The organism is Enterococcus infantis, from assembly GCF_049166715.1.
Classification (GTDB): Bacteria; Bacillota; Bacilli; order Lactobacillales; family Enterococcaceae; genus Enterococcus_C; species Enterococcus_C leclercqii.
Map to the genome: position 1 here is coordinate 88,467 of NZ_JBMHFB010000009.1, position 24,492 is coordinate 112,958.

General features: G+C 37.9%; 26 protein-coding genes and 3 pseudogenes. 22 read left to right on the top strand and 7 right to left on the bottom strand.

Features of this window, described 5'->3' with window-relative positions; translation table 11 throughout:
• Nucleotides 1-6: 6 nt before the first annotated feature.
• The 5 genes from ACOMA8_RS11695 (at nt 7) to ACOMA8_RS11715 (ending at nt 4,052) form a co-directional block, all read left to right on the top strand.
• On the top strand, nt 7-513 hold the full coding sequence (locus ACOMA8_RS11695; protein WP_421370952.1) for a hypothetical protein: 507 nt from the start codon (nt 7-9) through the stop codon (nt 511-513).
• Nucleotides 514-640: 127 nt separating this feature from the next.
• Complete coding sequence (locus ACOMA8_RS11700) at nt 641-1,045, top strand: hypothetical protein (RefSeq protein ID WP_421370954.1); 405 nt, start codon at nt 641-643, stop codon at nt 1,043-1,045.
• 1,240 nt (nt 1,046-2,285) lie between these two features.
• Nucleotides 2,286-2,870 (top strand): recombinase family protein, encoded by a 585-nt coding sequence (locus ACOMA8_RS11705; protein WP_421370956.1) that lies wholly within the window; start codon nt 2,286-2,288, stop codon nt 2,868-2,870.
• The gene (locus ACOMA8_RS11710; RefSeq protein WP_421370958.1) at nt 2,848-3,027 is read left to right on the top strand and encodes a helix-turn-helix domain-containing protein; all 180 of its coding nucleotides are present in this window, start codon (nt 2,848-2,850) and stop codon (nt 3,025-3,027) included. The genes ACOMA8_RS11705 and ACOMA8_RS11710 overlap by 23 nt, the downstream gene beginning before the upstream one ends.
• 83 nt (nt 3,028-3,110) lie before the next feature.
• Complete coding sequence (locus ACOMA8_RS11715; protein WP_421370960.1) at nt 3,111-4,052, top strand: DDE-type integrase/transposase/recombinase; 942 nt, start codon at nt 3,111-3,113, stop codon at nt 4,050-4,052.
• A 33-nt stretch (nt 4,053-4,085) separates the two neighbouring features.
• On the opposite strand, the gene ACOMA8_RS11720 is transcribed toward ACOMA8_RS11715, so the two are convergent.
• Together ACOMA8_RS11720 and ACOMA8_RS11725 are read right to left on the bottom strand one after the other, a co-directional pair.
• Entirely contained in the window at nt 4,086-4,766 is a 681-nt protein-coding gene (locus tag ACOMA8_RS11720; RefSeq protein ID WP_016628553.1) for an IS6 family transposase, read from the bottom strand.
• An 80-nt stretch (nt 4,767-4,846) separates the two neighbouring features.
• Nucleotides 4,847-5,293: pseudogene (locus ACOMA8_RS11725) on the bottom strand (IS6-like element IS1216 family transposase); the annotation flags it as partial.
• Nucleotides 5,294-5,427: 134 nt separating this feature from the next.
• On the opposite strand from ACOMA8_RS11725, the gene ACOMA8_RS11730 reads away from it, so the two are divergent.
• From ACOMA8_RS11730 to ACOMA8_RS11745, 4 genes are all read left to right on the top strand, one after another.
• Nucleotides 5,428-5,784: a type II toxin-antitoxin system RelE/ParE family toxin gene (locus ACOMA8_RS11730; protein ID WP_002339788.1), complete on the top strand. Its 357-nt coding sequence runs from the start codon at nt 5,428-5,430 to the stop codon at nt 5,782-5,784.
• Nucleotides 5,774-6,040, top strand: a complete 267-nt coding sequence (locus ACOMA8_RS11735; RefSeq protein WP_002339787.1) for a helix-turn-helix domain-containing protein — start codon at nt 5,774-5,776, stop codon at nt 6,038-6,040. The genes ACOMA8_RS11730 and ACOMA8_RS11735 overlap by 11 nt, the downstream gene beginning before the upstream one ends.
• Nucleotides 6,041-6,198: 158 nt before the next feature.
• The gene (locus ACOMA8_RS11740; RefSeq protein ID WP_421370963.1) at nt 6,199-6,576 is read left to right on the top strand and encodes a DUF4062 domain-containing protein; all 378 of its coding nucleotides are present in this window, start codon (nt 6,199-6,201) and stop codon (nt 6,574-6,576) included.
• A complete protein-coding gene (locus ACOMA8_RS11745; RefSeq protein WP_421370965.1) occupies nt 6,569-7,201 on the top strand; it encodes a hypothetical protein in 633 nt (210 codons plus the stop codon). The genes ACOMA8_RS11740 and ACOMA8_RS11745 overlap by 8 nt, the downstream gene beginning before the upstream one ends.
• 368 nt (nt 7,202-7,569) lie before the next feature.
• Here the strand turns inward: ACOMA8_RS11745 and ACOMA8_RS11750 are convergent, their stop codons facing one another.
• From ACOMA8_RS11750 to ACOMA8_RS11765, 4 genes are all read right to left on the bottom strand, one after another.
• Nucleotides 7,570-8,184 (bottom strand): recombinase family protein, encoded by a 615-nt coding sequence (locus ACOMA8_RS11750; RefSeq protein WP_181711713.1) that lies wholly within the window; start codon nt 8,182-8,184, stop codon nt 7,570-7,572.
• Between the two features lie 165 nt (nt 8,185-8,349).
• Nucleotides 8,350-8,745: a DUF5301 domain-containing protein gene (locus tag ACOMA8_RS11755; RefSeq protein ID WP_421370968.1), complete on the bottom strand. Its 396-nt coding sequence runs from the start codon at nt 8,743-8,745 to the stop codon at nt 8,350-8,352.
• 17 nt (nt 8,746-8,762) lie between these two features.
• The gene (locus ACOMA8_RS11760) at nt 8,763-9,485 is read right to left on the bottom strand and encodes a DUF6973 domain-containing protein (protein ID WP_129240306.1); all 723 of its coding nucleotides are present in this window, start codon (nt 9,483-9,485) and stop codon (nt 8,763-8,765) included.
• 300 nt (nt 9,486-9,785) lie between these two features.
• Nucleotides 9,786-9,989, bottom strand: a complete 204-nt coding sequence (locus ACOMA8_RS11765; protein WP_096711209.1) for a transposase — start codon at nt 9,987-9,989, stop codon at nt 9,786-9,788.
• Nucleotides 9,990-10,056: 67 nt separating this feature from the next.
• Between ACOMA8_RS11765 and ACOMA8_RS11770 the strand changes: the two are divergent.
• A pseudogene (locus ACOMA8_RS11770) lies at nt 10,057-10,224 on the top strand (site-specific integrase); the annotation flags it as partial.
• Between the two features lie 88 nt (nt 10,225-10,312).
• The gene (locus ACOMA8_RS11775; protein ID WP_096711207.1) at nt 10,313-10,672 is read left to right on the top strand and encodes a DUF1304 domain-containing protein; all 360 of its coding nucleotides are present in this window, start codon (nt 10,313-10,315) and stop codon (nt 10,670-10,672) included.
• Nucleotides 10,673-10,913: 241 nt separating this feature from the next.
• Here ACOMA8_RS11775 and ACOMA8_RS11780 read toward each other — a convergent pair whose 3' ends face one another.
• Nucleotides 10,914-12,083 carry an IS256 family transposase gene (locus ACOMA8_RS11780; RefSeq protein ID WP_071131292.1) on the bottom strand — a complete coding sequence of 390 codons (1,170 nt, stop codon included), beginning with the start codon at nt 12,081-12,083 and terminating at the stop codon, nt 10,914-10,916.
• A gap of 159 nt (nt 12,084-12,242) precedes the next feature.
• Between ACOMA8_RS11780 and ACOMA8_RS11785 the strand changes: the two are divergent.
• From ACOMA8_RS11785 to hslV, 11 genes and pseudogenes are all read left to right on the top strand, one after another.
• Nucleotides 12,243-13,002, top strand: a pseudogene (locus tag ACOMA8_RS11785) (transposase).
• Nucleotides 13,003-13,397: 395 nt separating this feature from the next.
• The gene (locus ACOMA8_RS11790) at nt 13,398-13,826 is read left to right on the top strand and encodes a sigma-70 RNA polymerase sigma factor region 4 domain-containing protein (RefSeq protein WP_002335626.1); all 429 of its coding nucleotides are present in this window, start codon (nt 13,398-13,400) and stop codon (nt 13,824-13,826) included.
• Nucleotides 13,813-14,055, top strand: coding sequence for a helix-turn-helix domain-containing protein (locus tag ACOMA8_RS11795; protein ID WP_002335627.1), 243 nt, complete (start codon nt 13,813-13,815; stop codon nt 14,053-14,055). The genes ACOMA8_RS11790 and ACOMA8_RS11795 overlap by 14 nt, the downstream gene beginning before the upstream one ends.
• Nucleotides 14,056-14,777: 722 nt before the next feature.
• The gene (locus ACOMA8_RS11800; RefSeq protein WP_061840532.1) at nt 14,778-16,301 is read left to right on the top strand and encodes a tyrosine-type recombinase/integrase; all 1,524 of its coding nucleotides are present in this window, start codon (nt 14,778-14,780) and stop codon (nt 16,299-16,301) included.
• Nucleotides 16,302-16,396: 95 nt separating this feature from the next.
• Nucleotides 16,397-17,260, top strand: coding sequence for a ribosome biogenesis GTPase YlqF (ylqF, locus tag ACOMA8_RS11805; protein ID WP_421370973.1), 864 nt, complete (start codon nt 16,397-16,399; stop codon nt 17,258-17,260).
• The gene (locus ACOMA8_RS11810; RefSeq protein ID WP_421370975.1) at nt 17,226-18,020 is read left to right on the top strand and encodes a ribonuclease HII; all 795 of its coding nucleotides are present in this window, start codon (nt 17,226-17,228) and stop codon (nt 18,018-18,020) included. Before ylqF ends, ACOMA8_RS11810 begins: the two co-directional genes overlap by 35 nt.
• A 214-nt stretch (nt 18,021-18,234) precedes the next feature.
• Nucleotides 18,235-19,095, top strand: a complete 861-nt coding sequence (gene dprA, locus ACOMA8_RS11815) for a DNA-processing protein DprA (RefSeq protein ID WP_421370977.1) — start codon at nt 18,235-18,237, stop codon at nt 19,093-19,095.
• Between the two features lie 118 nt (nt 19,096-19,213).
• The gene (gene topA, locus ACOMA8_RS11820; protein WP_421370979.1) at nt 19,214-21,292 is read left to right on the top strand and encodes a type I DNA topoisomerase; all 2,079 of its coding nucleotides are present in this window, start codon (nt 19,214-19,216) and stop codon (nt 21,290-21,292) included.
• A gap of 107 nt (nt 21,293-21,399) precedes the next feature.
• A complete protein-coding gene (gene trmFO, locus ACOMA8_RS11825) occupies nt 21,400-22,695 on the top strand; it encodes an FADH(2)-oxidizing methylenetetrahydrofolate--tRNA-(uracil(54)-C(5))-methyltransferase TrmFO (RefSeq protein ID WP_161899605.1) in 1,296 nt (431 codons plus the stop codon).
• Nucleotides 22,696-22,939: 244 nt separating this feature from the next.
• Nucleotides 22,940-23,830 carry a tyrosine recombinase XerC gene (gene xerC / locus ACOMA8_RS11830; RefSeq protein WP_421370981.1) on the top strand — a complete coding sequence of 297 codons (891 nt, stop codon included), beginning with the start codon at nt 22,940-22,942 and terminating at the stop codon, nt 23,828-23,830.
• 119 nt (nt 23,831-23,949) lie between these two features.
• Nucleotides 23,950-24,492, top strand: a complete 543-nt coding sequence (gene hslV / locus ACOMA8_RS11835; RefSeq protein WP_161899607.1) for an ATP-dependent protease subunit HslV — start codon at nt 23,950-23,952, stop codon at nt 24,490-24,492.

Here is a 24,492-nt window from a genome sequence, read left to right on the forward strand (position 1 = left end):
TAGAAAATGATAGTTGAAAAGAAAAAACTATACGAGGTCTATACTGATTACAATGATGATTCATTTTTTGTTTGCTACATTGTTTCTGCTGACGACTCAGTATTGGCTATAGAGAAGTTTGACAGAAATGGTGAATTTGATGGGATTTCAATAGTGAAGACAGATTCAGTACTGAAGGTTAATTCCTGTACCGGGTATCTTAAAAAGTATGAGAATGTAGAGTATGTTGATGTGGGTAATTCTTTTACTTTTGAGAGCGACCAGACGATTATCGATATCTTGAAAGAAATGAAAAAATCTAATAGGCTGCTATCACTTTATATTCTTGATGAGACAAATATTATTGGTAAAGTAGTCGACATTCATACAAATCAAGACAGTATTATAATTGAGATGAACGTTTATTCAGAGGATCAGTCCGGCTTTGATGGGACATGTTTAATTACTATCGATAATGTTCAAGAAATCTCGATGGATACTAAGTTTTTGCGCTTTATTTCCAATCAATTTTAGCTAATAACTTATGGTTAAGCTGTGTTCGAGAAATAATACTGGGATATACTTTATTTGATGGAAGACTATGCAAGAACACCGTCAAATTAAAGTGTACTCTTAGCCGAAAGAATAAGGGAAGACAGTAATGATGATTAGAGTGGAAATACAGCCCTCTGTAAATCGCTATGTTGGAAATGAAGTAAAAAAATTCATCGCTTGGATAAATAGTACTATGTACTTTCCAAAAAATGTTAGTATCACTGTTACTGGTTCGAAATTCGTCTATAATACAATAACCACTGAAAAAGTATTAGGTACATTTTTTGGCCCGTACAGCGACAGTACACTACTTCCTGTTATAAAAATTGCCACCGGAGATTTTTTTAATTCGGTTGATATACGCGGTATAGAAAAAGCAAAGCTTGAATTGTTCGAATTGATCTCACATGAGATCGTTCACTTTACTCAATGGTTGAATGATGATCCTTATGATGAAGCAAAAACGGAGATAGAAGCGAGCAATATAGCAGAACAATATTCTCGATTATAACCTTCCTAGTGTAGCGTCTGCTTGATAATGCTGGCTTGTTTTGCAAAGAGCCCCTCCTTTTGGTATTGGTAATAGAGTGTATTTTATGGTCTATGACGACTTTATCAAGAAGTTTTTAGATGTGTGACAGCAGTTCTGAATTGGTAAAATAAAAAAGAGGACACTTCGAGTGTTCTCTTTTTCTATGTCAATTGGGCATTTACGAATTTTTAACTTTTTTTCTCAGCGATTGTCTCTTCTGGAATTAAGAATGTTTCGTGTGCACATCTTAACAAATTGACACATACGGAGTGGGAGTTCTTGTTCTTTGTGTATTAAACGGATGACTTTGGACAGCGTTAAATCTATCAGATATGCAAAGCACCAATGGGTTGAGGTGATTCAACACAGCTTAAAAAGACACGAACGATATTATTGCACAACTGGATAGATCAGGAATATGCTCTGCGAAGCCAGCGGGATAAAAGGATCCAAAGGAACAAAAGTCAACTGACTTTTGTATGGGTATTTCTTAAGTTTCCCACAAGAAGCTATGAGACAAACTGACAAATGGTACAATGTGGTTATCGATGGGGTGAATAGCAATGGTTAGAAAATGGTGGACGCAGTTTAAAACAGATATGAAGGAATGGTTGAACACCGGTGCATTTGCGGAAACTGGATTAACTGAAGGAGATTTCAGCAACAATAGGAATTAATTCTAACTATTATTTTAATCGTCTAGAAGAGACCACTATGGTCTCTTTTTCTGTATTAATATGGCATACCTTTTTAGTACTTCCAGAAAATGTTACTATAGCGGTGTCTGTGCACGTATCATTTGAGTTATTCAAAATAAGTCATGATTTGCTACCCAGACGGATCTGTGTGCCAGGTCGAAAGTGTGAACGAAGCTGCGGATCTTTTGTGTTGTTCCAAAACTACAGTTGTTCATTCTCTTGAAACTGGGAATCCGTGTCATTTTTGTTTTTAAATTGCAAATATTTTTCATCTTATATGGCACAAACTAAAAATTTTAATCACTAAGAAACTCACTCAATTATTTTTGAGTGAGTTTTTGAAGTTTTGATTTCAAATAATGTGTTCATAAAATCAAACGTTTCTGTACACTCTCTCTTTTGGGATTATTTTTCCAAAATAGACTCCATTTGCTGTTCATTAACCCATAACACAATCTATGTTCAGTTAAACGGTGTAGATAAAGTTATGTTACAATTGGGTTAATGAAGGAGTGATTTTTTTGAAAATAGGATACGCCCGGGTATCTACCGGATTACAAAATTTAGATTTGCAAGAAGATAGTTTAAACAAATTTGGCTGTGAGAAAATTTTTACCGATCATATGAGTGGGGCGAAAAGTAATCGACCTGGATTAGAAATGGCAATCGATTTTGTTCGATCCGGAGATACTCTCGTTGTTTGGCGTTTAGATCGTTTAGGTAGGAATATGGAAGATTTGATTTCAATTGTCAATCGGCTGAATGAACGTGGCGTGAGTTTCCATAGTCTTCAAGAAAGTATTACGATGGATAAATCAAGTTCTACAGGACAACTGATGTTTCATTTATTTGCAGCATTTGCAGAATTTGAACGTAATTTGATCCTGGAACGATCCGCAGCAGGACGAGCAGCAGCTCGAGCAAGAGGGCGATTTGGAGGACGTCCTGAAAAATTAAAAGCACAAGACTTAGAATTATTAAAGACTCTAGTTGATAGTGGTACGCCTATTAAGACGATTGCCGAACGTTGGAATGTTTCTCGAACAACGATTTATCGTTATTTAGATAAAATGGAGGAAAAAGATGGGAAAACAAACGCTCACTAGTTTTTCAGAACAGCATAGAATAGATGCAATGAAAAAATATAAAATTATTGAGCCTTATCTTAATAAACAAGAAACGATAAAAGAAATAGCTATTAAAAATAAAGTACCTACTCGTACACTCTATCGCTGGGTACAAAATATGAATATGATGGTCTAGTTGGTTTAATTAGGAAGACACGAACTGATTTTGAGCAAATTAGGGTTTCAGAAGAAATTCGACAAAAAATAGAAGAATTTGTATTGAAATATAAAAAAATAAGTACAAAGACATTATCTCGAAAAATTACTTCCTATTGTAAAGAGAACAAACTGGATATACCAAGTTATTCTCAAATTTATAAATTACGGAAAAGTATACCCAAAAGTCTCATTCAGTTAGCCCATGAGGGAGAGAAAATATATAAAGAGAATTATGATTTAATTGCTATAAGGGAAGCAACAAGACCGAATGAAATTTGGCAAGCAGATCATACCTTACTAGATATCAATTTACTTGACGAAAAAGGAAATATAAATCGTCCCTGGTTGACTATTATATTAGATGATTATAGTCGAACTGTGGCTGGTTATTATTTGAGTTTTTCTGCCCCTTCAGCAATCAATACCGCATTAACCTTACATCAAGCTATTTGGACAAAAAAAGATTCTTCGTGGCCTATATGTGGTATTCCTGAAAATTTTTATACGGATCACGGAAGTGATTTTACTTCAAATTTTATGGAACAAGTCGCTGTTGATTTAAGAATAAATCTCATTTTTTCTGCCATAGGAATTCCAAGAGGGCGTGGGAAAATTGAGCGTTTTTTCCAGACGATTAACCAAATGCTTTTAGAAGGATTACCAGGTTATATTGAAAATAACAGCAACGAAAATTTATTAACTATTCAAGAATTTAAAGAGAAACTACATTATTTTCTTATCGATGAATATAATCAAACGAGTCATTCTTCTATTAAAGTGAGCCCGATAAAAAAATGGAGTGAGCAATTATTTTTACCGAATATGCCTAATAGTTTAGAAGAGTTAGATTTATTGTTATTAGAAATTCCCAAAACTCGAAAAGTCCACTCTGATGGAATTCATTTCCAAGGGTTACGATATACTAATCCTAATTTATCTGCGTTCGTTGGAGAACCTGTTTTAATCCGTTATACACCAAATGGTTCTGTTGCAAAGTTTTAAAATAAACAACCAGCATTCCGTTTTGACTGCTTTTTAAGCTGGAATACCCAATAAGACCTTGATTTCAGTGCAAACCGAAAAGCCGAAGAGTGTGCCCTCTTTTCGGCTTTTCTTGTATATTCCGCGAATCGTTTCCATGCCTTTAATCGTTGTTGAGGCAGTGCGTAAGCTTCGATAAAATTTATTCCGACGTTTGATTGGTCGATGATCTTGCTCAATCAAGTTATTGAGATACTTAACTGTTCTGTGTTCTGTCTTCGTATACAGACCAGCTTTTTGTAATTTTTTAAACGCACTGCCAATAGATGGTGCCTTGTCTGTGACTAGAACCTTTGGTTCGCCAAACTGCTTTCTAAGACGTTTTAAAAATGCGTAGGCTGCTTGTGTGTCGCGTTTTTTACGTAGCCAAATGTCCAGCGTTAAACCGTCTGCATCGATGGCGCGATACAAATAGTGCCAGGTCCCTTTGATTTTGATATAAGTTTCATCCATTTTCCACGAATAAAAAGACTGTCTATTTTTCTTTTTCCAAATTTGATATAGGGCTTTGCCGTATTCTTGTACCCAACGGTAAATCGTTGTATGACACACATGAATGCCACGATCATAAAGTATTTCTTGAACGTCTCGATAGCTGAGGTTATAACGAAGATAATAGCCAACGGCGACAATAATCACGTCTTTTTGAAATTGTTTCCCTTTGAAATGCTTCATTTTCGTTCCTCCAAGCTATCTTTTCTATAATTTTAACTTAAAATAGATTCTTTTGAAAACTTTGCAACAGAACCAAAGCCGCCGTATTCTTTTAGTTTCTTAAAGGCACTTGTAATAGAGGGGGCTTTATCTGTGACTACAACCTTCGGTTCATCAAACTGCTTCACTAACCGCTTAAGAAAAGCATAGGCTGCTTGTGTGTCCCGTTTTTTACGTAACCAAATATCCAAGGTTAAACCATCTGCATCGATGGCTCGATACAAATAATGCCATTTTCCTTTAATTTTGATGTACGTTTCATCCATTTTCCATGAATAAAAGGATTTTTTATTTTTCTTTTTCCAAATTTGATAGAGTAGTTTGCCATATTCTTGCACCCAACGATAAATCGTCGTATGAGAAACGTTAATGCCACGATCATATAAGATTTCTTGAACTTCACGATAGCTAAGGTTATAACGAAGATAGTAGCCCACGGCTACAATAATCACATCCTGCTGAAATTGCTTTCCTTTAAAATGATTCATCGTCATTCCTCCTGCTATCTTTTTCTATTATTCTACCTTATTTGATAGTAGATTTAAAACTTTGCAACAGAACCATAATTCGAATTTTTATATTATATACTATAATATAAAATCAATATATGATATAATTGGGTATGGAAAAAATATCTTTTGAAACATTTAAAAGACCTAATGGTCATGATGAATTTTTAGAATGGTTGGAAACATTACCAAAAAAAGATAGTGCGAAGCTTTTACGTACAATAGAAGAAACAGAAAAGAATGGGATGCTAGTAGCTCAACGGTTGAAATGGGTGAAAAAATTAGACACTAATTTGTACGAATTAAGAAGTAAGGTAGGATCAAACATCCAAAGAGCCATCTATTTCCATGTGGACAATGGAAGGTATGTCATTACTCACGGATTTACTAAAAAAACGGAGAAAACACCAATAACTGAACTCAAGCATGCAAAAGAACTTAGAGAGGAGTGGTTCACAAATGATGATTAAAAAATTGATTGAAGAAAAGAAAAAAGATAAAGATTTTGCAGAAGCATATGACCGTGAAGGAAGAAAACTCGAAACTGCGGTTGCTCTTTATCATGCTCGGGAGGAAGCAGGGCTAACTCAAGCGGAGCTTGCACAAAAAGCACATACAACTCAATCTACTATTGCTCGAATTGAGAGAGGGGATAACGTATCTTTCGATAAACTTGATGATATCGCCAGAGCATTAGGTAAAAAGCTGGTAGTAGAATTTGCTTAAAAGCGAGTTGAAAATATATCTATAATAGGCTCCTAACTAATCAATTAGTTTAGTGGGCCTTTTTTTACTAGATAGATAAAGGTTGTACTATAGTGTAAAAGAAAATAAATTTTATACCAAAATTACTTTAAAGAGAACGAGAGAGAAAGGTACAATAAATGAAAACCATAAATCTTATAAAAGTATTTATAGCATCACCAGGTGATATAGCAGCAAAAAGGAATGAAGTAGAAGAAACCATATATAGATGGAATATAGAAAATACAGATAATACAAAAGTGATTTTGATGCCTATACGATGGGAAACTAATGCGATTCCTACTTATATAAATAATAGCTCTGGGCAAAGTGTTATTAATAAACAAATTGTAGAAAATAGCGATATTTTATTAGCGATTTTTGGCCATAAGTTGGGCTCTCCAGTTGATAATTATAGATCGGGAACTATAGCAGAAATTGATTACTTCTATAAAAATAGCAAAGGCGAAGTAGGAATTTTTTTTCTTAGACGAACCAGTTCCACAAATTTTGGCTGAAGAGTATATAGAAGTTAAGAAGTACAGGGATTCTCTTGAAGATAAAGGTTTTTATGGAACATATAGCAAAGACAATATCAGAAGGTTTCTCACAAAAAAAGTTAATCATTTAATTGAAAAAGCACAAAATAATTTAGAATCAAAACGTTTTGATTTAGATTCTATTTCTTATAAGACATCTTCAGCAATTAACAAGAAAGTTATAGGAACTGATGAAGATTTTGAAGATAATTTAGACATTTTTGATCCAATAGAATTTGACAATGATGAAAGATTGCTGCTAATATATGCGTTTATGGATGAAAATTCTATCTTTTCAACTGATAATTCAACTTATAGAAAAGTAGTTCAATGGGAAAGTGATAACAATTTAAGGAGTTACTTGAGTGATAGAGTATTTGATGTACTAGAAAAATTAAGTAAATCGGGAATTTTAAAGGAAGAATACGATTCTTCTTTTGATGAGTATCCATCACGCTATATTTTGATTTCAGAGGACTATAAGAAATTTAAAAGGTATTTTTTAAAAAATGAAAAAAAGATATCTGTTATTATGGAGAAATACAAAGCTCCAATACAGGCTGATCCATTTTCCAATTTGGATGAATCAGATTTACCGTTTTAAATTTTAAATAGATAATTTCATTTTTTAGTAGCAGAGGTATAAACTTTTTTAATGTTTGAATTGAAAAGAAATGCTAATAGGTCGACTTTATGTTTCTCTTGTGCAATCGTAAATGCGGGGGACCATAAAATTGATCTATTATCGAGTGTGTATAAAATAAAATTCAAATCTTATTAGTTTACATAAGATATATTATACAAAGTTATCGGTGATAAATAGCTTTAAATCAGCATGATTATTGTGTTGATTATATTTATGTCAACTAATTTCTCGTTATCATAAATATAATCAACTTAGCTAGATGAATTTTACTTGATTGGCTATCTTGATAACAAAGCTATTCATAATTACGTGATTTAAAAAAGAAATCATACAATTAGTTGATCCATTTCTTTTTTTATTCGGTAAACTGTTTGCCTAGTCACATTATAGTCTTTTGCAATCTTTGAGATAGCAACTCCATTCTCCAGATCCTGAACGATGCTTTTATAAACAAGGCGTCGCTGAGGATCTTTTGTTTCTGCACTGTATAACTTAGGACGACCTTTATAGACGCCGTTTGCTTTAGCAATCTTAATTCCTTGTGCCTGGCGTCGTTTAGATTCAGTACGCTCTTGTTCGGCAATCATGGCCAAGATTTGAATGATTAAATCTTTGATGAATTTATCTAAAAGAGGATTTCCGATTGCTTCAGCCATGATCGGTAAACTAGTGATAATGAGTCTCACATTTTTCTTCTTTAGATAATTAACTGAATCGATAATCTCGTCATAGTTCCGCCCAAGTCGATCGATGGCTTCTACAATAAAAACATCTTGCTCTCTAACAAAATCTAGAGCTTCCTGAAAAATCGGTCGATGAGTAATAGTTGCTCCAGATTGTTTCTCGATGAAAATTTTTTCGGCACCAAATTTTTTCATTTCCTCAATTTGACGTTGCTCATTTTGATCAATCGATGAAACTCGGATATATGCAATTTTCAATAATTTTTACCTGCTTTCTCCAGCCATATAAAATACACCCTAATCATACATTGAAAAGCCTTGTTTTTCAACTATATTTCCGTGTCTATTTAGGGTACACCCTATTCATACAAAAAATAAGACAGAGTCAACCTTAAATGCTGACTCTGCCCCATATTCTAATACTTAATTGTCTACAATTTGTTCAATTCTTGTCATTAGTTCACTATTACTACGATAAATACCGTCGTATGGTCGCTCGATATAGACTTTTCCATTTTCTTCGAAGACATATAGCGTGTCCTCACTATCCTTGGTATCGAGAATTTTAAGTGTGTAGTATTTATTTACACTTGGCTGATCTGTATTACTTGATGAAAAAGTCTTCTTAGCTTCCCTGATCTTTTTTAAGATGCTTTCAGCGTCTTGCTGTGATAATTTCTTACCTCCCGGTTCAACAACTATATTTTGAACCTCTTGACTTTTGGCTATCTCTAATTGAGGTCTGCTAAAATAAAAATACGAAGCACCTGCAATTACGACAACAATCACTGAAGCAAAGATCCATACTCTTTTTTTCATACTTCAGCCCCTTTAATCTAGAATTTTGAACTAACTAGTTTATTATTTTTAATAACTTTTCCTTTTCCTGCCTTGATTTCACTATAAATTTTGTCGGCCATATTTTTAACGTTAATTCCAGGATTAGTCGAACCATAATTCTTTCCTATTGTCCTACCTAGTTGATTATTGTGTAGATCCATCTGTTTATCAATCCCCGACGAATAGGCTTCGTGAGCATCTGTCCAAACTTTAGCACGACTTGCACCTATACGTTGGGTCAAATTTCCATTCCACATAGCATGTCGAAATGCATCAGAGGCATCTTGAAACCCATTTCTACCAAACTTTGTTTTTGTATAATTTATAGCAACTTGTGAAGATCCATAAAATTGTGTAGCTTCAAAAGGATGATTTTTAGCCAGGGCTACTTCCTTAGCATTCAATCCACCATATGCTGTTGGTGGAAGATATGTTGACCTCAATCGGAGCAAATTTGAAATCATGTAATTTGCGACTAACACATCCAATTCCTCTAGCGATAACTCTGAAAAATTAGGTAACGCTTCTACATATTCGCCTGCCCGTATAAAATCATTCTCGTGAAATCCTTCCACTAATTCAGAAAATCGATTTTCATCGACCGCATTAAGACTGTTACCATTCTCCTCAGCATAAGATACAGGACTATTGGTAGCTAAACCGAGTACCATTGTAAAAGCAGTAAACAACACAATTATTCCATTTCTTTTTGTCATCATACTATCACCCTTTTTCTTTGACGAGAGAAACACACAGTTACTATTTGCGACATGCAAGATGGCTAGGCGGACAGCCATAAATAAGACACTTGACCTTACAAGGTTATTATATATTCTGTATGATATTGTGACCACTTACACTATTGTAATATCAATTCCAGATCAATTTCTTGAATTCGAGATTACGGCGACCAGCCGTTGATAAAGGGACTGCTCCGTTCCCAGAAGTTCTTTCTACTCGTGACAAAGTAGTTCATTACCAGTTACGGATTGCAAATATTATACCTTTTGCGGAGCCCTTCAGTACCGGCCCGCCAGTTGCAAGGGAACGGGCGACTGTTGTTTTGGAACAGCCAACGAGTCTCGCAGCTTCTTCCAACGATAAATCGTTTGTGTAGCGATACCATATTGCTCTGCCAGTTCCTCGACCGATTGGCCAGACTGGTTTAAATCTAAGATCGTCTTCTTAAAGTCTTCATCAAATTTTTTATTGGCTTTTGCCATCGTGGACACGTCCTTTTCTTAGTAGTTAGATTCTACCAAATCGTGTCCATGAAATCATCCTAACATCACACATACCATGAGAAAAACATTCGGATATAAGTATTATCGACAATTCAGGGATATTCCCACATTGATGAAAATTTTGAATCATTCTAGTCAAGCAGTGACTATCCGATACATCGGATTAGAAGAAGAAATACGAACTAGCTTGGATAAGTTCAATCCCTTAGATTAAATTGGTGGTTACAAGATATTTTACAACTCACTTAAAATAACGTATAGTTGGATAGTAATCAAAATAAATAGTTAAGAAAGGAGAAAGAATGTCAATATTATCAACAGTATTGATTGTTTTAGTAGCTTTGGAATTTTTCTATATCCTATATTTAGAAACATTTGCTACAACTTCAGACGCTACAAGTCGAGTATTTAACATGACAAAAGAAGAGTTAATAAGCAAAGCCTTAAACACACTTTTTAAAAATCAGGGTATTTATAATGGTTTGATTGGTGTTGGGTTATTATATAGTGTTTTTCTTTCAAGTAATCCAATCGAAATTAGTAGATTACTATTAATTTATATTATTTTAGTGGCATTATATGGCAGTATTACAAGTGATAAAAAAATTATTCTAACCCAAGGTGGTTTAGCTATTTTAGCACTTATTTCAACATTTTTTTAAGCAAATAAAAAGCACAGTCAATTAAGAGTGTGCTTTTTATTTGTTTCTTTTTATCTGAACCGTATTATATTTCCGTCTATTTGATTAAGGATTCAGAGATAATTTTTTAATTGAAGAATATCGAGAAGAATTATTAAAAAGGTATATTATAATAAACTTAGCCACTTCATAAAATAAAAAACGGGTGTGTCAAGAAGTTTGTGTAAATTCATTTAAACCTTATTCAGTTTGATTTATATTTTTAAAACATTGAATCCAATGTGTCCTGGCATTGTTTAAAACCTTTATGGGCTCTACCAGTTTTTTTATTATTATAATCAACCATTTGGGTGACTAAAAAACGATCAAGAGCTTCTTCATTAGGAAATTGTTCTTTGATTTTTGTTTTTCTTTTCAACTGTTTATTGAAAGATTCAATAATGTTGGTGGAATAAATAGTACCTCGAATAGCTTTGGGAAATTGCGTGAAGGTCAGGAGATTTTCTGTGTTTTGAAGAGAGTGCGTCATTCTTGGATAACGTTTCTCCCATTTTTCTATAAAGGTTTGGATTTTTTCTTCACCCTCTTTAAAATTGATCGCATGATGAATTCCTTTGAAATCACTGGCTACTTCTTTACGATCAGAAACGCGAACCTTTCCCATAATGTTTCGGTTAATGTGCACAAGACATCGTTGAAATTTAGCTTGGGGATAATTTCTTTCGCAAGCATTTTGAATAGCGGTCATGCCATCGGCAACGATAAGTTGCACATCAGTTAGTCCTCTAGAAACAAGACTGCCTAATAAATCGGACCAAGCAGCATCTGATTCTTGTGGGGCAATAAGATAATCTAAAATTTCTTTTTCTCCAGAAGAAGTAATCCCTAAAGCAATATGTACCGCTTCTTTCTGGACAGCGTCACGTCTTAAGGGAATATATGTAGCATCTAGAAAAAGACAAACATATTGTGAATGAAAAATAGGACGGGAATGAAAAGCAGTCACTTGTTCATCAACCATTTTTGTAATGTTAGAAATGGTCGTAGGACTATAGTGTGAACCATACATCTTTTCAATTAAATCGGCAATTTCTCTAGTGGTAATGCCTTTTTCATAGAGTTGGATAATAGTCGTTTCTAAGCTGTCAATACGATGAGTATAAGGAGGAATTAAAGACTGATGAAATTCTCCTTTTCTGTCCCTAGGGACGCGCACATTAATTTGACCAAACTGTGTATCTAATCGTCTTGTGTAGTCACCATTTCGATAGTTACCGTTATTGAGTCGCGCGTAAGGATTATAGCCGAGAATAGCAGTTAATTCACTTTCTAAAAGAGTATTCATTGTGGTTTCAAGCTGATTGCGAAAAACTTCTGTTAAATTTGTATTTTCTAGTAGTGCTTGAGCGATTTCTTTGTTAAACTGATTCATGGGAAGACCTCTTTCGTTGATTTGGTTTAGTCGCTTTAATCATACGAATAAGGTCTTCCTTTTTCAATACCCTAATTTACACAAACTATTTTACGCTCTCTAAAAAACATCATTACCCAATTTCATGTATTATTGAAGTTCCCACACAATCAATAAAGGATGAATTGTCCTGAGGATTTCACATATTTACGCAAAGGCAAACACCTTAAGTATCAGGAATGAAAAAAATTGAAGCTTGGAAATAACGTGACCGACAGCTATCCAATCGTGCAATCGCAAAATTACTCGAACGGCTCCTCAAACAATTCATACTGAAGTAAAAAACGGTACGGTCCGTCAAATTAAACGTCAAGTTCAAAAAGGAAAAACCTATGGCTATGAGCCCTTCGTTTATTCCGCCGATACTGGTCAGGCTTCTTATGAAAGAGCTCAAGTAAACTGTCGCAAACAACCGAAATGGGTTGCAGCCCCAGACTTCATGGCGTATGCTGATTATCAGATGAAGAAAAAAAAGTATTCACCCGATGTCCATGTGGGACGTGCAAAAAAACTGAACTTATTTCCCCATGAAGAGATTCCTTGCACGACAACGCTGTACAACTATATTGATCTTGGCTTAATGGAAACAAAAAATATTGACCAGCATCTCAAGATTCGGCGGAAAACCAACAAATCGCGAAACAGATGAAACAAAAAATTTTTGGCGATCTGATCGAGAAACGACCGGATATGGTGGATAAACGGGAATGCTTCGGCGCTTTATCTCGAAGGGAACACGTATGGAACATGTATCCCTATCATTGATACGGCGTGTCCAAGACTGGATGAACAGGTTACCAAGAAAAATATTAGGCTACGCCACTCTCCCCGTGAGTGTTTACTTGAAGAGATGTCGAAACTTGCGCTCACTGCCGCATGAGCTTGATGATGAGACTCCTTGGCATGATGGTCTTTGGACAGTTCTTTGGAGTTAATCTCAGTACTTCTGACCAATCTACTATGCGCAGTGCCATGCCCGAGCTCATTTTCAAGCGCATGCTAGATAGTGTTTAAAATAGAATAACTAGTGAATTTCAATAAGTTGCTAAGTTCTACTTGAAATTTGCGTCTTATATATATAACAAATTTATGAAAAGCAAGATAAGATATTAGCTTTAACTGTTTGTGAGGCGTATAGACAATTCCTGTCTGTATGCCTTTTTTATTTTGAAAAAAATTTAGTTTTTTCGAAAAATGCTCACTCCCAAATTGTAGTAATAATGGAAAGGGATAGAAGTAAAACGAGTTGAATGAATTTTTTGAGGAGGAAAATTTATGGGCGACTCAGGGGAAACCCACATTCGACACGCGTTTGACAGTTTTTGTAAGAAAGTAGTCCGCAACGAGGCATTAAACATTCAAAAGAAATACGCTAGATTTCGCCAACGTCAAATCTCAATGGAGATATTGAAACAAAAAGGACTGGATACAGAGTTTTATTATTCAGAACCAAATATGAATAGTAGTGGTAGCTTTATTGTCCTAGGTATAAAGATTTTTATTTCAAATGAGGAGTTGTCAAATGCGATTGCAGCATTATCTAGTCTAAGACAAGAAATCATTTTGATGTCCTTCTTCATCGGTCTCAACGATCGTGAAATTGGCGATATTATTGGGAAAAGTCTCGGCGGTGTTTGGTACCAACGACAAGTGGCCTTGGAAGAGTTAGGAAAGTATTTGGGTGGCAATTATGAAGCAAAATAAACGATATATACCGTTTATACCAGTAGCTACTATTGAAGCCGCAGTCTCTGGTGATTCAATCGCTATGTCCATCGTTCTGTCAAAATATCAAAATTATATATCACGATTAGCCATGAAACCTGTCTATGAAGAAGAAAAAGGAATGGTTATGTACGTAGATGAATATATGCGTAGACAACTGGAAACGAAATTGATTGAGAAGATACTTGAATTTGACACAACTCGTTAAAGTATTTTTTCCCTTTCCTTTTCATTCTATGGAAGTTTTTTATCAGTTTACAATAAAGGATTTCCATAGGCTGAAAATAGCCTAACGCTCTTTGACAAGTGAATAGTAAATCTATCAGTACATGTAGATTGCGATTTTCTAGTTACGCCATTAAAAGGTTATCCTTTGAGCGACAAGTTTAATATGAAAATTATGACTACGATAATGATACTTCCGTAACCAAATTGGCCCGCCATTACTGGGGGGAGGTGAAATTCCTATGTGCTTTTGGCAGAGCAGCTGATAGATTAGAATACTTTCGAATTGATTCTGATTTCTCAAAAAGAAATAGTGAGATAATTTATTTGTGTATAGTATGTACTATTTAATAGGAAGGAATTGAACTTTTGATGAAACTTACTAAAGATGAAGAATTAGAGACCGAGTGGACTAACAAAAAAGGCTTAATGAAAAGATATGAACATCTGAATGTCAATACGCTGAGTCATTGGTTGATGGAGATGAGAAGAAGTAGAGATTTTAGGAAATACGTTATTAACCCGACTCCAAAATTAGTTTGGATAAATATTAATGGATTTCATGAATTTTTGAAATATAAGCAAAGAACCAATTTCCGTTAAGTCGCTGTTAAAACAAAGTTGGTGTGATAAAATAGTGACTGGAGGAGATCTATTACACGTTTTTACAATCAATATCACACCAACTTATAGGAGTGATTTGAGATGGCATCACATGTAAAATTACCAAGTGGAAATTTTCAATGTATTAGCCGATATACTAATCCTTTAACTGGAAAGAGAACGAAAATTACTCTGACTTATTCTGGCAGCACTCGGAAAGCTCAAAGAAATGCTGAACGTGAATTAGAAGACAAGATTGATCGAATTTTAGAAGAATATGAATATGCCCAACCAGATAGAATATTACGTTTCTCTCAACTTGTAGAAAAATGGCTTGAGCATTGGCGAGTCGGAGTTAATGAAAGAACAGTAGAACGAGAAATTTTAGTGATTCGAAGAGTGAATGAATTAATTGATGGTGACGTTTTAGTTGAAAGTATCACACCGTTATTACTCGAAAAATTGTTAACTGATTATCAAAAAAAATACGATAGTTCATATTCTACGATGATTCATATTAAGAGTACCTTAAATAAAATTTTTCGATATGCAGTAAAACATCGTATTTTAGTTTATTCTCCCATGTCTGTTGTCGAGTTGAATTTACCTCGAGAAAAGAAAATGGAACCCAAAATAAGAAGAAAGTTAAAATATCTCGAACCACATGAGCTAAATGCTTTCCTAACAGAGGTTAAGAAATCGGTGAATCCAGTTTATTACCATCTTACTTTGTTCTTAGTAAATACTGGACTTCGAATTGGAGAGGCAGGAGCTTTAACAGTAGATGATGTCGATTTTGAAAATCGGAGAATAACAGTCACAAAAAATCTAATTCAAATTGGCAAAGGGAAATTTGAGTATGGGCCACCTAAAACAGAAGAATCTGAACGGGTAGTCGGATTGTCCCAGGTAGCTTTGAAAAGTTTAATTGTTGCTATGGAAAAAAGCAAACAGTTAGATAGGAGATATCAAATAAAACCTTGGAAATCATATGTCCAAACAGACTCAATATTCAGAACGTTAAACGGTGCGCCAGTTACTTCCAAATCCTACCGAACGTTTATTCATAGGATTCAAGATGATTTAAGAGAAAACTGCGAAAGTAAGTATGGGTTTAAATGGGTTAAAAATATAACTCCTCACTCTTTTAGGTTTATTAATATTACTTACTTAAAGGATAGTGAGGGGGTTGATCCAAAATCAATCCAATCTCATGTGGGACATACAGATTTGAGAACTACAATGAACGTTTATGCTCAAACTTCAAATAAAGGTACAACACGAATTGTAAATGCTCTTGATCATTGGCTAGATAAAGACAATCCACTTGATTTTTATCCGGAGGTTTTCTGTAGTGAGTATTCAACTAGGCTCAATAAGATTTTGAGAGAAAATATAGATAAAGATGTAATCAAGTTTACTCTCGAAGATTTTAAAAGAGCTTTAGGAATTCCTCCCGAATACCAAACTAGACACTTAAAGAATAACATTCTTCAGAAGATGATTAGTGATTTGAGTGAAGAATGGCAAGCATTTGATATTGAAACAATTTATGGTAAAATGCGAAAGATACTAGGTTACAAGATAACGTATGGAAACAATCTGGTGTTGAAGGGCAATCTTTAAATTGTCCCATGTTTGTCCCATGCGAAGTATTTTAACTTAAATTCTATGAGTCAAGGCCTTTAAAACCTTGATATGAAAGGAGTGGACTTAATAATATGACGATTCAATGGTTTCCCGGACATATGGCCAAAGCCAGACGGGAAGTTAGTGAAAAGTTAAAATTTGTTGATATCGTGTTTGAATTAGTGGATGCTCGGTTGCCCTTGTCTTCTCGTAATCCATTGTTGGATCAATTGCTGCAGCAAAAGCCGCGGCTAGTGATCTTGAATAAAGCTGATTTGGCTGATCCACAACAGACGCGTTTATGGCAAGTCTATTTTGAAAAAGCCGGCTTTGCTGCGGTGGCTGTCAGTTCCCACGATGCGGGGACTACAAAAAAAGTAATCACGGCTGCTAAAACAGCACTGAAAGAAAAAATAGCCAGGGACAAAGCAAGAGGATTGAAGCCTCGAAGTATTCGGGCGATGGTTGTCGGAATCCCAAATGTTGGTAAGTCAACATTGATGAATCGTCTGGTAGGTAAAAAAATTGCTCAGACTGGCAATAAACCTGGCGTGACGAAGGGGCAACAATGGCTGCGTTCTGGTAGCGAGTTGGAACTGTTGGATACTCCGGGGATCTTGTGGCCGAAGTTTGAGGACCCAGAAGTAGGTAAGAAGCTTGCGTTGACCGGTGCTATCAAAGATCAGCTGCTTCATTTGGATGACATTGCCATCTATGGATTGGACTTTTTCGCAGGCTATTATCCAGGCCGGATTGCTGAGCGTTACAAACTGACCGCTGAACAAGAAACGTTGCCCGCAGTCGAATTATTGATGGCTATCACAGAAAAAAGAGGCTATAAAGACGATTACGATCGGGGAAGCGAGTTAGTAGTCGTAGAGATTCGCCAAAACAAGCTAGGGAGTTTTACGCTCGATCGCTATGAAGAAATGGGAGCTGGTGACAGTGAAGAATGAAGCCATCGCCACAATACGGCAAAAATTAGCGGTTTGTCAGGAACCTGGTGATCCTTATATCCAACAGTTGCGGCAAGATGAAAGAAGCGGCGTTCAAAAATTGTTGGAACAATTTGATAAGCGGATGGCTGAGAAACAAGCTTTGGTGCTGAAATACCATGAGATGAGGCAGTTTGAAAAACCGCTTTTAGAACAGGGTCATCGGTTTATTGCAGGAATTGACGAAGTGGGACGAGGGCCTTTAGCCGGGCCAGTCGTGTCTTGTGCTGTAATTTTATCGCCATCCAATCCGATTTATGGATTGGACGACTCTAAAAAACTCTCCGCTAAAAAGAGAAGTCAGCTTTTCAAAGAAATTCAAGAAAAAGCCGTGGCAATCGGAGTCGGTGTTGTGGATCACACAGAGATTGATCGAGTGAATATTTACCAAGCGAGTCGGCAAGCCATGCTTATGGCAGTAGAAGATTTAGCTGTGCCACCCACCTATCTGTTATTGGATGCTATGCAAATTGATTCTCCATTACCGCAAGAAAAAATCATCAAAGGGGATGCACGGTCAATTTCCATCGCGGCGGCCAGCATCGTGGCAAAAGAGCTCAGAGATGAGTTGATGCGGGAATACCATGAATTATTTCCTCATTATGGGTTTGATAGAAATGCCGGCTATGGAACGAAAGAACACTTAACTGGTTTGGCATCTTACGGTCCTTGTGAGATTCATCGGCGTACGTTCAAACCGGTTTCTGAATACATTCAATAGTTTTTTACGAGTTTTTTTGCAAAAGCAGTCGTAACTGAGCCGAGTATTTTGAAGGGCAGGTTGGTTTTAAAATTGCAGCAACGGTGAAAAGCTGAGTGAAACAGTTGTGAAGACTTTAAAAAAACTGTGGCTCAAAAACAGTTCGAACTAAAAAGCGAAAACACCTTCTTTTCGGGTATCTTCTTATAGAGTAGCCGTAAAAGGAGGTTTTTTTATGTTTCAAGAAACATTTTTGATGAAGTTGGTTTTGTGCAGAGGAATGGGAATCGAAAAAAAGTGGGCATTGTTACAGTATGCCCGCAGTCAAAAGCGAGATGATTTAGCTTACAATGAAATCACAAAAATTTTGGGGTATAGCCGCTTCTCAGAGACGGTTCGTGACAGTTGGCAGTCATTGACAAAAGAGAAAATAGCCGAAATCTTGTTGGGTCAAAAATTCATCACGATTACCTCGCCACTTTATCCCGACTATCTAAAAGAGATTGCCTATCCACCCTTGGCTTTGTTTTATGAAGGACGCAAGGAATTGTTGCAGAAAAAAATGATCGCCTTTGTTGGTGCGCGAGAAGCTACTAATTATGGCCGGAGAGTCATACAAGATTTTGTGCCCGCAGTAGTGGGGGCAAACTTTGTGATTGTTTCCGGGCTGGCCAAGGGAATTGACAGCTGTGCCCACCAAGCAGCTATGGCAAGCGGTGGCTTTACTGTAGCCGTGTTGGGGACCGGTGTCGATATCTGTTATCCAGCTCAGAGTCGTGAATTATATGAAGTGATGAAAAAAGAGCAGCTGATTATCAGTGAATATCCCCGAGAAACCACCCCTCAAAAATATCATTTTCCTATGCGAAATCGAATCATTGCCGGTTTGTCTTTGGGGTTGTGTGTAGTGGAAGCAAAAGCTAGAAGTGGTTCCCTTATCACAGCGCAACAAGCGCTTGAAGACGGACGGGAAGTTTTTGCAGTGCCGGGAGATGTCCTTAGCGGCTATTCCAATGGCTGTCACAGCTTGATTCAAGACGGTGCCAAGTGCGTGTATACCCAGCAGGATATCCTGGATGAGTTGCCGGACTTTTAAAGTTATTTAGTGACCTTCCTTGACAAACCATTTTTGAATCGCTATAGTTGAAACCGATTCTTGTTCAACCGTTTTCGAGACAATAATATAGTAGAAACAGGAAGGAGCCGGTTCTTTTATGGCATATAAATATCTGGTTATTGTGGAATCACCGGCAAAAGCCAAGACCATTGAGAAATATTTAGGGCGCAATTACAAAGTAGTGGCCAGTGTCGGCCATATTCGTGACTTACCGAAAAGCAAGATGGGGATCGACGTGGAAAACGATTATGAACCCCATTACATATCCATCCGTGGCAAGGGGGATGTTATCAAAGGGTTGCGAAGTGCCGCCAAGAAGGCTGAAAAAGTCTATCTCGCAAGTGACCCGGACCGTGAAGGAGAGGCCATTGCTTGGCATTTGGCCCATTTACTGAATCTGGACCTAACAGATAAAAATCGTGTGGTTTTCAATGAAATCACCAAAGAAGCTGTAAAAGCAGCCTTTAAAGAACCACGAGCAATTGACGTTGACTTGGTGGACGCCCAACAAGCGCGGCGGGTTCTCGATCGCCTCGTCGGATATTCCATCAGCCCAATCCTTTGGCGTAAAGTCAAAAAAGGTTTGAGTGCTGGTCGGGTGCAATCCATTGCAGTAAAAATGATTATTGATCGTGAAAAAGAGATTCGCGCCTTTATTCCGGAAGAATATTGGACGATTGACGGGAATTTTAAGAAGCAGACGAAAAAATTCAAAGCCACTTTTTGGGGCGTAGAGGGCAAAAAGAAAAAATTGCCTCATGCAGAAAGTATCAAAGAAATCACGGATCGTCTGACTGGAAAAGATTATCAAGTCACCAAAGTTGAGAAAAAAGAACGCAAGCGTAATCCAGCCGCACCTTTCACCACTTCCAGTCTGCAACAGGAGGCTGCTCGTAAGCTGAATTTCCGGACTCGCAAGACGATGATGGTGGCGCAGCAGTTATATGAAGGGATTGCACTGGGTAAACAGGGAACTGTCGGCCTAATCACCTACATGCGTACTGACTCAAAACGGATCGCTGATTCTGCCAAAGGGGAAGCAGCGGACTTTATTACTGAGACTTACGGGAAAGAGTATTCAGCACACGGTACCGCGAAAGTCAAAAATGCACAAGGGGCACAGGATGCCCATGAAGCGGTGCGTCCAACTAGCGTACTGCGCACCCCAGACGAAATCGCCCAATACCTGGACAAAGATCAATTGAAACTCTATACCTTGATTTGGTCGCGCTTTGTTGCTAGTCAAATGACTCCTGCTGTTTTGGATACCATGAAGGTCACATTGGAACAAAATGCGGTGATTTTTATTGCCAACGGCTCCAAGATTAAGTTCAAAGGGTTCATGTCGGTTTATATAGAAGGAACCGACGATGGCAAAGAAGAAAAAGAAAATATTTTGCCGGACTTGGTTGAAGGAGATGTGGTGCAGTCGATCAATATCGAACCGAAGCAGCACTTTACCCAACCTCCTGCGCGTTTTAGTGAAGCAACTTTGATTCGAACACTGGAAGAAAAAGGGGTTGGTCGGCCTTCTACCTATGCACCGACATTGGAAACCATCCAGCGTCGTTACTATGTAAAACTACAACAAAAACGTTTTGAACCGACAGAGCTTGGTGAAATTGTCAATACACTGGTTGAAGATTTCTTCCCACAAATTGTGGATGTCAACTTCACAGCCCAGATGGAAAATGATTTGGACAGCGTGGAAGAAGGCAAAGAAAACTGGGTCAAAGTGGTGGATCGTTTTTACCGACCTTTTGAAAAAGAGCTCAATGAAGCAGAAGAAAAAATCGAAAAAATCCAGATCAAGGATGAGCCAGCTGGCTTTGACTGTGATGTTTGTGGTCATCCAATGGTCATCAAACTAGGGCGCTTCGGTAAGTTTTATGCTTGCAGTAATTTTCCTGAGTGTCGGAATACCAAGCCAATTGTCAAAGAGATTGGGGTGGTTTGCCCAGTTTGTCACGAAGGCCAGGTAATCGAACGCAAGTCCAAGAAGAATCGGTTGTTTTACGGTTGTTCCCGCTATCCCGATTGTGATTTCACTTCATGGGACAAACCCGTTGGCCGAGATTGTCCGAAGTGTGGCAAGTACTTGGTGGAAAAGAAAGTCAAAGGCGGCAAACAAGTCGTTTGTATCAATGGCGATTACGAAGAAGCTGTCCAAAAATAAGTTGTATTGTTAGCGGCTCATGTTCCGGTGAAACTGTCACTGGTGCATGAGCTTTTAAATGAAAGAAAAATCGAGCTGTATTTAACAGACAGAAAAGAGGATAATCTATGCCTGAAACAGTAAATGTGATTGGTGCGGGTCTGGCGGGCAGTGAAGCTGCTTGGCAGATTGCTCAAGCCGGAGTTCCAGTACGTCTTTATGAAATGCGCCCAGTCAAGTCTACCGAAGCCCACCACACTGAAAATTTTGCCGAACTGGTTTGTTCCAATTCACTGCGAGGCAATAGCTTGGCAAATGCCGTCGGGGTATTGAAAGAAGAAATGCGTCGCTTGGACTCTGTCGTTGTAACTTCTGCAGATGAAACGGCTGTGCCAGCCGGTGGTGCATTGGCAGTAGACCGGGATAATTTTTCACAACTGATTACTAAAAAGGTGAAAGAACATCCATTAGTAACTGTTATTCATGAAGAAGTGACCGAGCTTCCAGAAGGGATTACAGTGGTTGCCTCAGGGCCGCTGACCTCAGAACCATTGGCAAAAGCGATTCAGGCTTTTAATGGCTCTGATGGCTTTTATTTCTATGATGCCGCAGCCCCTATTGTAGAGAAAAGCAGCATCGACATGGACAAAGTCTACTTAAAATCCCGCTACGACAAGGGAGAAGCTGCCTACCTAAACTGTCCCATGAACAAAGAAGAGTTCGAAGCCTTCCGGGATGCTTTGGTAACGGCTGAAGTTGCGCAACTAAAAGAATTTGAAAAGGAAAAGTACTTTGAAGGCTGTATGCCAATTGAAGTAATGGCTGGTCGCGGTCCGAAAACAATGCTGTTTGGCCCCATGAAACCAGTGGGATTGGAAGATCCAAAAACTGGCAAGCGGCCCCATGCGGTGATCCAACTACGTCAAGACAATGCGGCCGCTTCCTTGTACAATATTGTCGGCTTTCAAACTCATCTTAAATGGGGGGAGCAAAAGCGGGTCTTTCGCATGATTCCGGGCTTAGAAAACGCCGAATTCGTCCGCTATGGTGTGATGCACCGCAATAGCTTCATGAACTCACCTGAGCTGCTTACGCAAACCTACGCAACAAAGAAACGTCCAAACTTATTCTTCGCAGGTCAAATGACGGGAGTCGAAGGATATGTGGAGAGTGCTGCCAGTGGCTTGGTAGCCGGCTTGAATGCGGCAAATTTGGCATTAGGCAAAGATGCCGTGATTTTTCCGCAAGAAACGGTGATTGGCAGCATGGCCTACTACATTACGCATGCAGAAGGGAAACACTTCCAACCGATGAATGCCAATTTTGGATTGCTGCCAGAGCTTCCAGAACGGATCAAAGATAAAAAACTTCGTTATGCTACATTGGCAGAGCGGGCACTGACAGCTTTGGCTACAATCGAATAAAGAGAAAAAGCTGTGACAGCATAGATTGTCACAGCTTTCCTTTTGGTGCAATCAGATAGCTGGTTATTGAGGAAACAAGGGCAAGCGTAGCGTTGTAGCAGCGTTCTTTTCTTAGATTTCTTAATATAATTGTGGTAATTGTGAACGAACTTTGAAATATTACCTAAATTCTGACAATTCGATTGTCATTTCGAATGTGTTATGTTACATTTAGTCCGTGTTAAAAATGAGAGGAGCGTCACCGATGGATTGGCTTAATGAATTTTATCGCTATCTTGAGGTTGAAAGGGGTTACTCAAAAAAGACGGTAACGGCTTATCAGCGAGATTTCAATGATTTTCAAGTGTTCTTAAATGAATCGGGAAACGGAGATTACTTGAAATTGGAGCATCGAGATGTTAGAGTGTATCTTGCTTTTCTCAATGAAAAAGACTACAGCCGCAACACGATTAGCCGTAAAATCGCTAGTTTAAGAGCTTTTTACCAGTTCTTGCTGAAAGAAGAAGTCATTGATGAAAATCCCTTTACGTATGTCCACCTGAAAAAAAAGAATGCCAAACTGCCCCGCTTTTTCTATGAAAAGGAGATGGCGGCACTTTTTGATGCCGTAAAAGGAGATGAACCCTTGCAACAGCGCAATCGGGCCATCTTGGAAGTGCTGTATGGTTCCGGTCTGCGGGTTTCAGAATGTGCTGGTTTGAAGCTTTCTGATATCGATTGGTCCGGTGGTGTGCTGTTGGTTTTGGGGAAAGGAAACAAGGAGCGCTATGTTCCTTTCAGTGATCATGCTGCTGTGGCGATGAAAGGCTATTTAGCTGATGGACGAGAACGACTGACAGCTAAGCAGGAGACAGTTAGTCCACAGCTTTTTGTTAACAGCCGAGGCGGCGCATTAACTGCGCGGGGAATCGAGTACATCTTGGATCAGATTATCCAAAAAAGTAGTCTGGATAGCCAGATTCATCCCCATATGCTGCGGCATACCTTTGCGACTCATCTGCTGAACAACGGGGCGGATATGCGGACAGTTCAAGAGCTGTTGGGGCATGTCAATTTATCTTCCACCCAGATCTATGCACACGTCACAAAGGAAAGTCTGCAGAAAAACTACCGGCATTTTCATCCCCGGGCATGATTTTTTGTTCGTGGTAACTACTTCACGAAAGTTCAGAATCTTGGTTTTATTGACATAAATACAAATAAATTAAAGCTGTGACAGCCAAATTGTTGCAGAAGGAATAACGGAGGTTGACTATGGAATCACAATTTCATTCCACTACGATCTGTGCAGTGGAAAAAGACGGAAAATTTGCAATGGCCGGAGATGGCCAAGTAACAATGGGTGAGCAAGTTGTTATGAAAGGCACTGCTCGTAAAGTACGCCGAATCTACAACGGTGAAGTGGTTGTCGGCTTTGCCGGTAGTGTTGCCGATGCGTTTACTTTGGAAGAAAAATTCGAAGGCAAGCTAAATGAATATAACGGCAACCTGCAACGAGCTGCTGTGGAATTGGCTCAGGAATGGCGCACCCAGCAGGCGATGCAAAAATTGGAAGCCATGCTGATTGTCATGAATGACAAAGAGATGCTGCTGGTTTCCGGAACAGGAGAAGTAATCACGCCAGATGACGGCATTTTGGCTATCGGTTCCGGGGGCAACTATGCTTTAGCGGCAGCGCGGGCGATGAAGCAGCACAATGAGCAGATGTCAGCCCGTGAAATTGCTGAGAATGCGTTGAATATCGCCGCTGATATTTGTATTTTTACCAACCACAATATCATCGTTGAAGAAATGTAA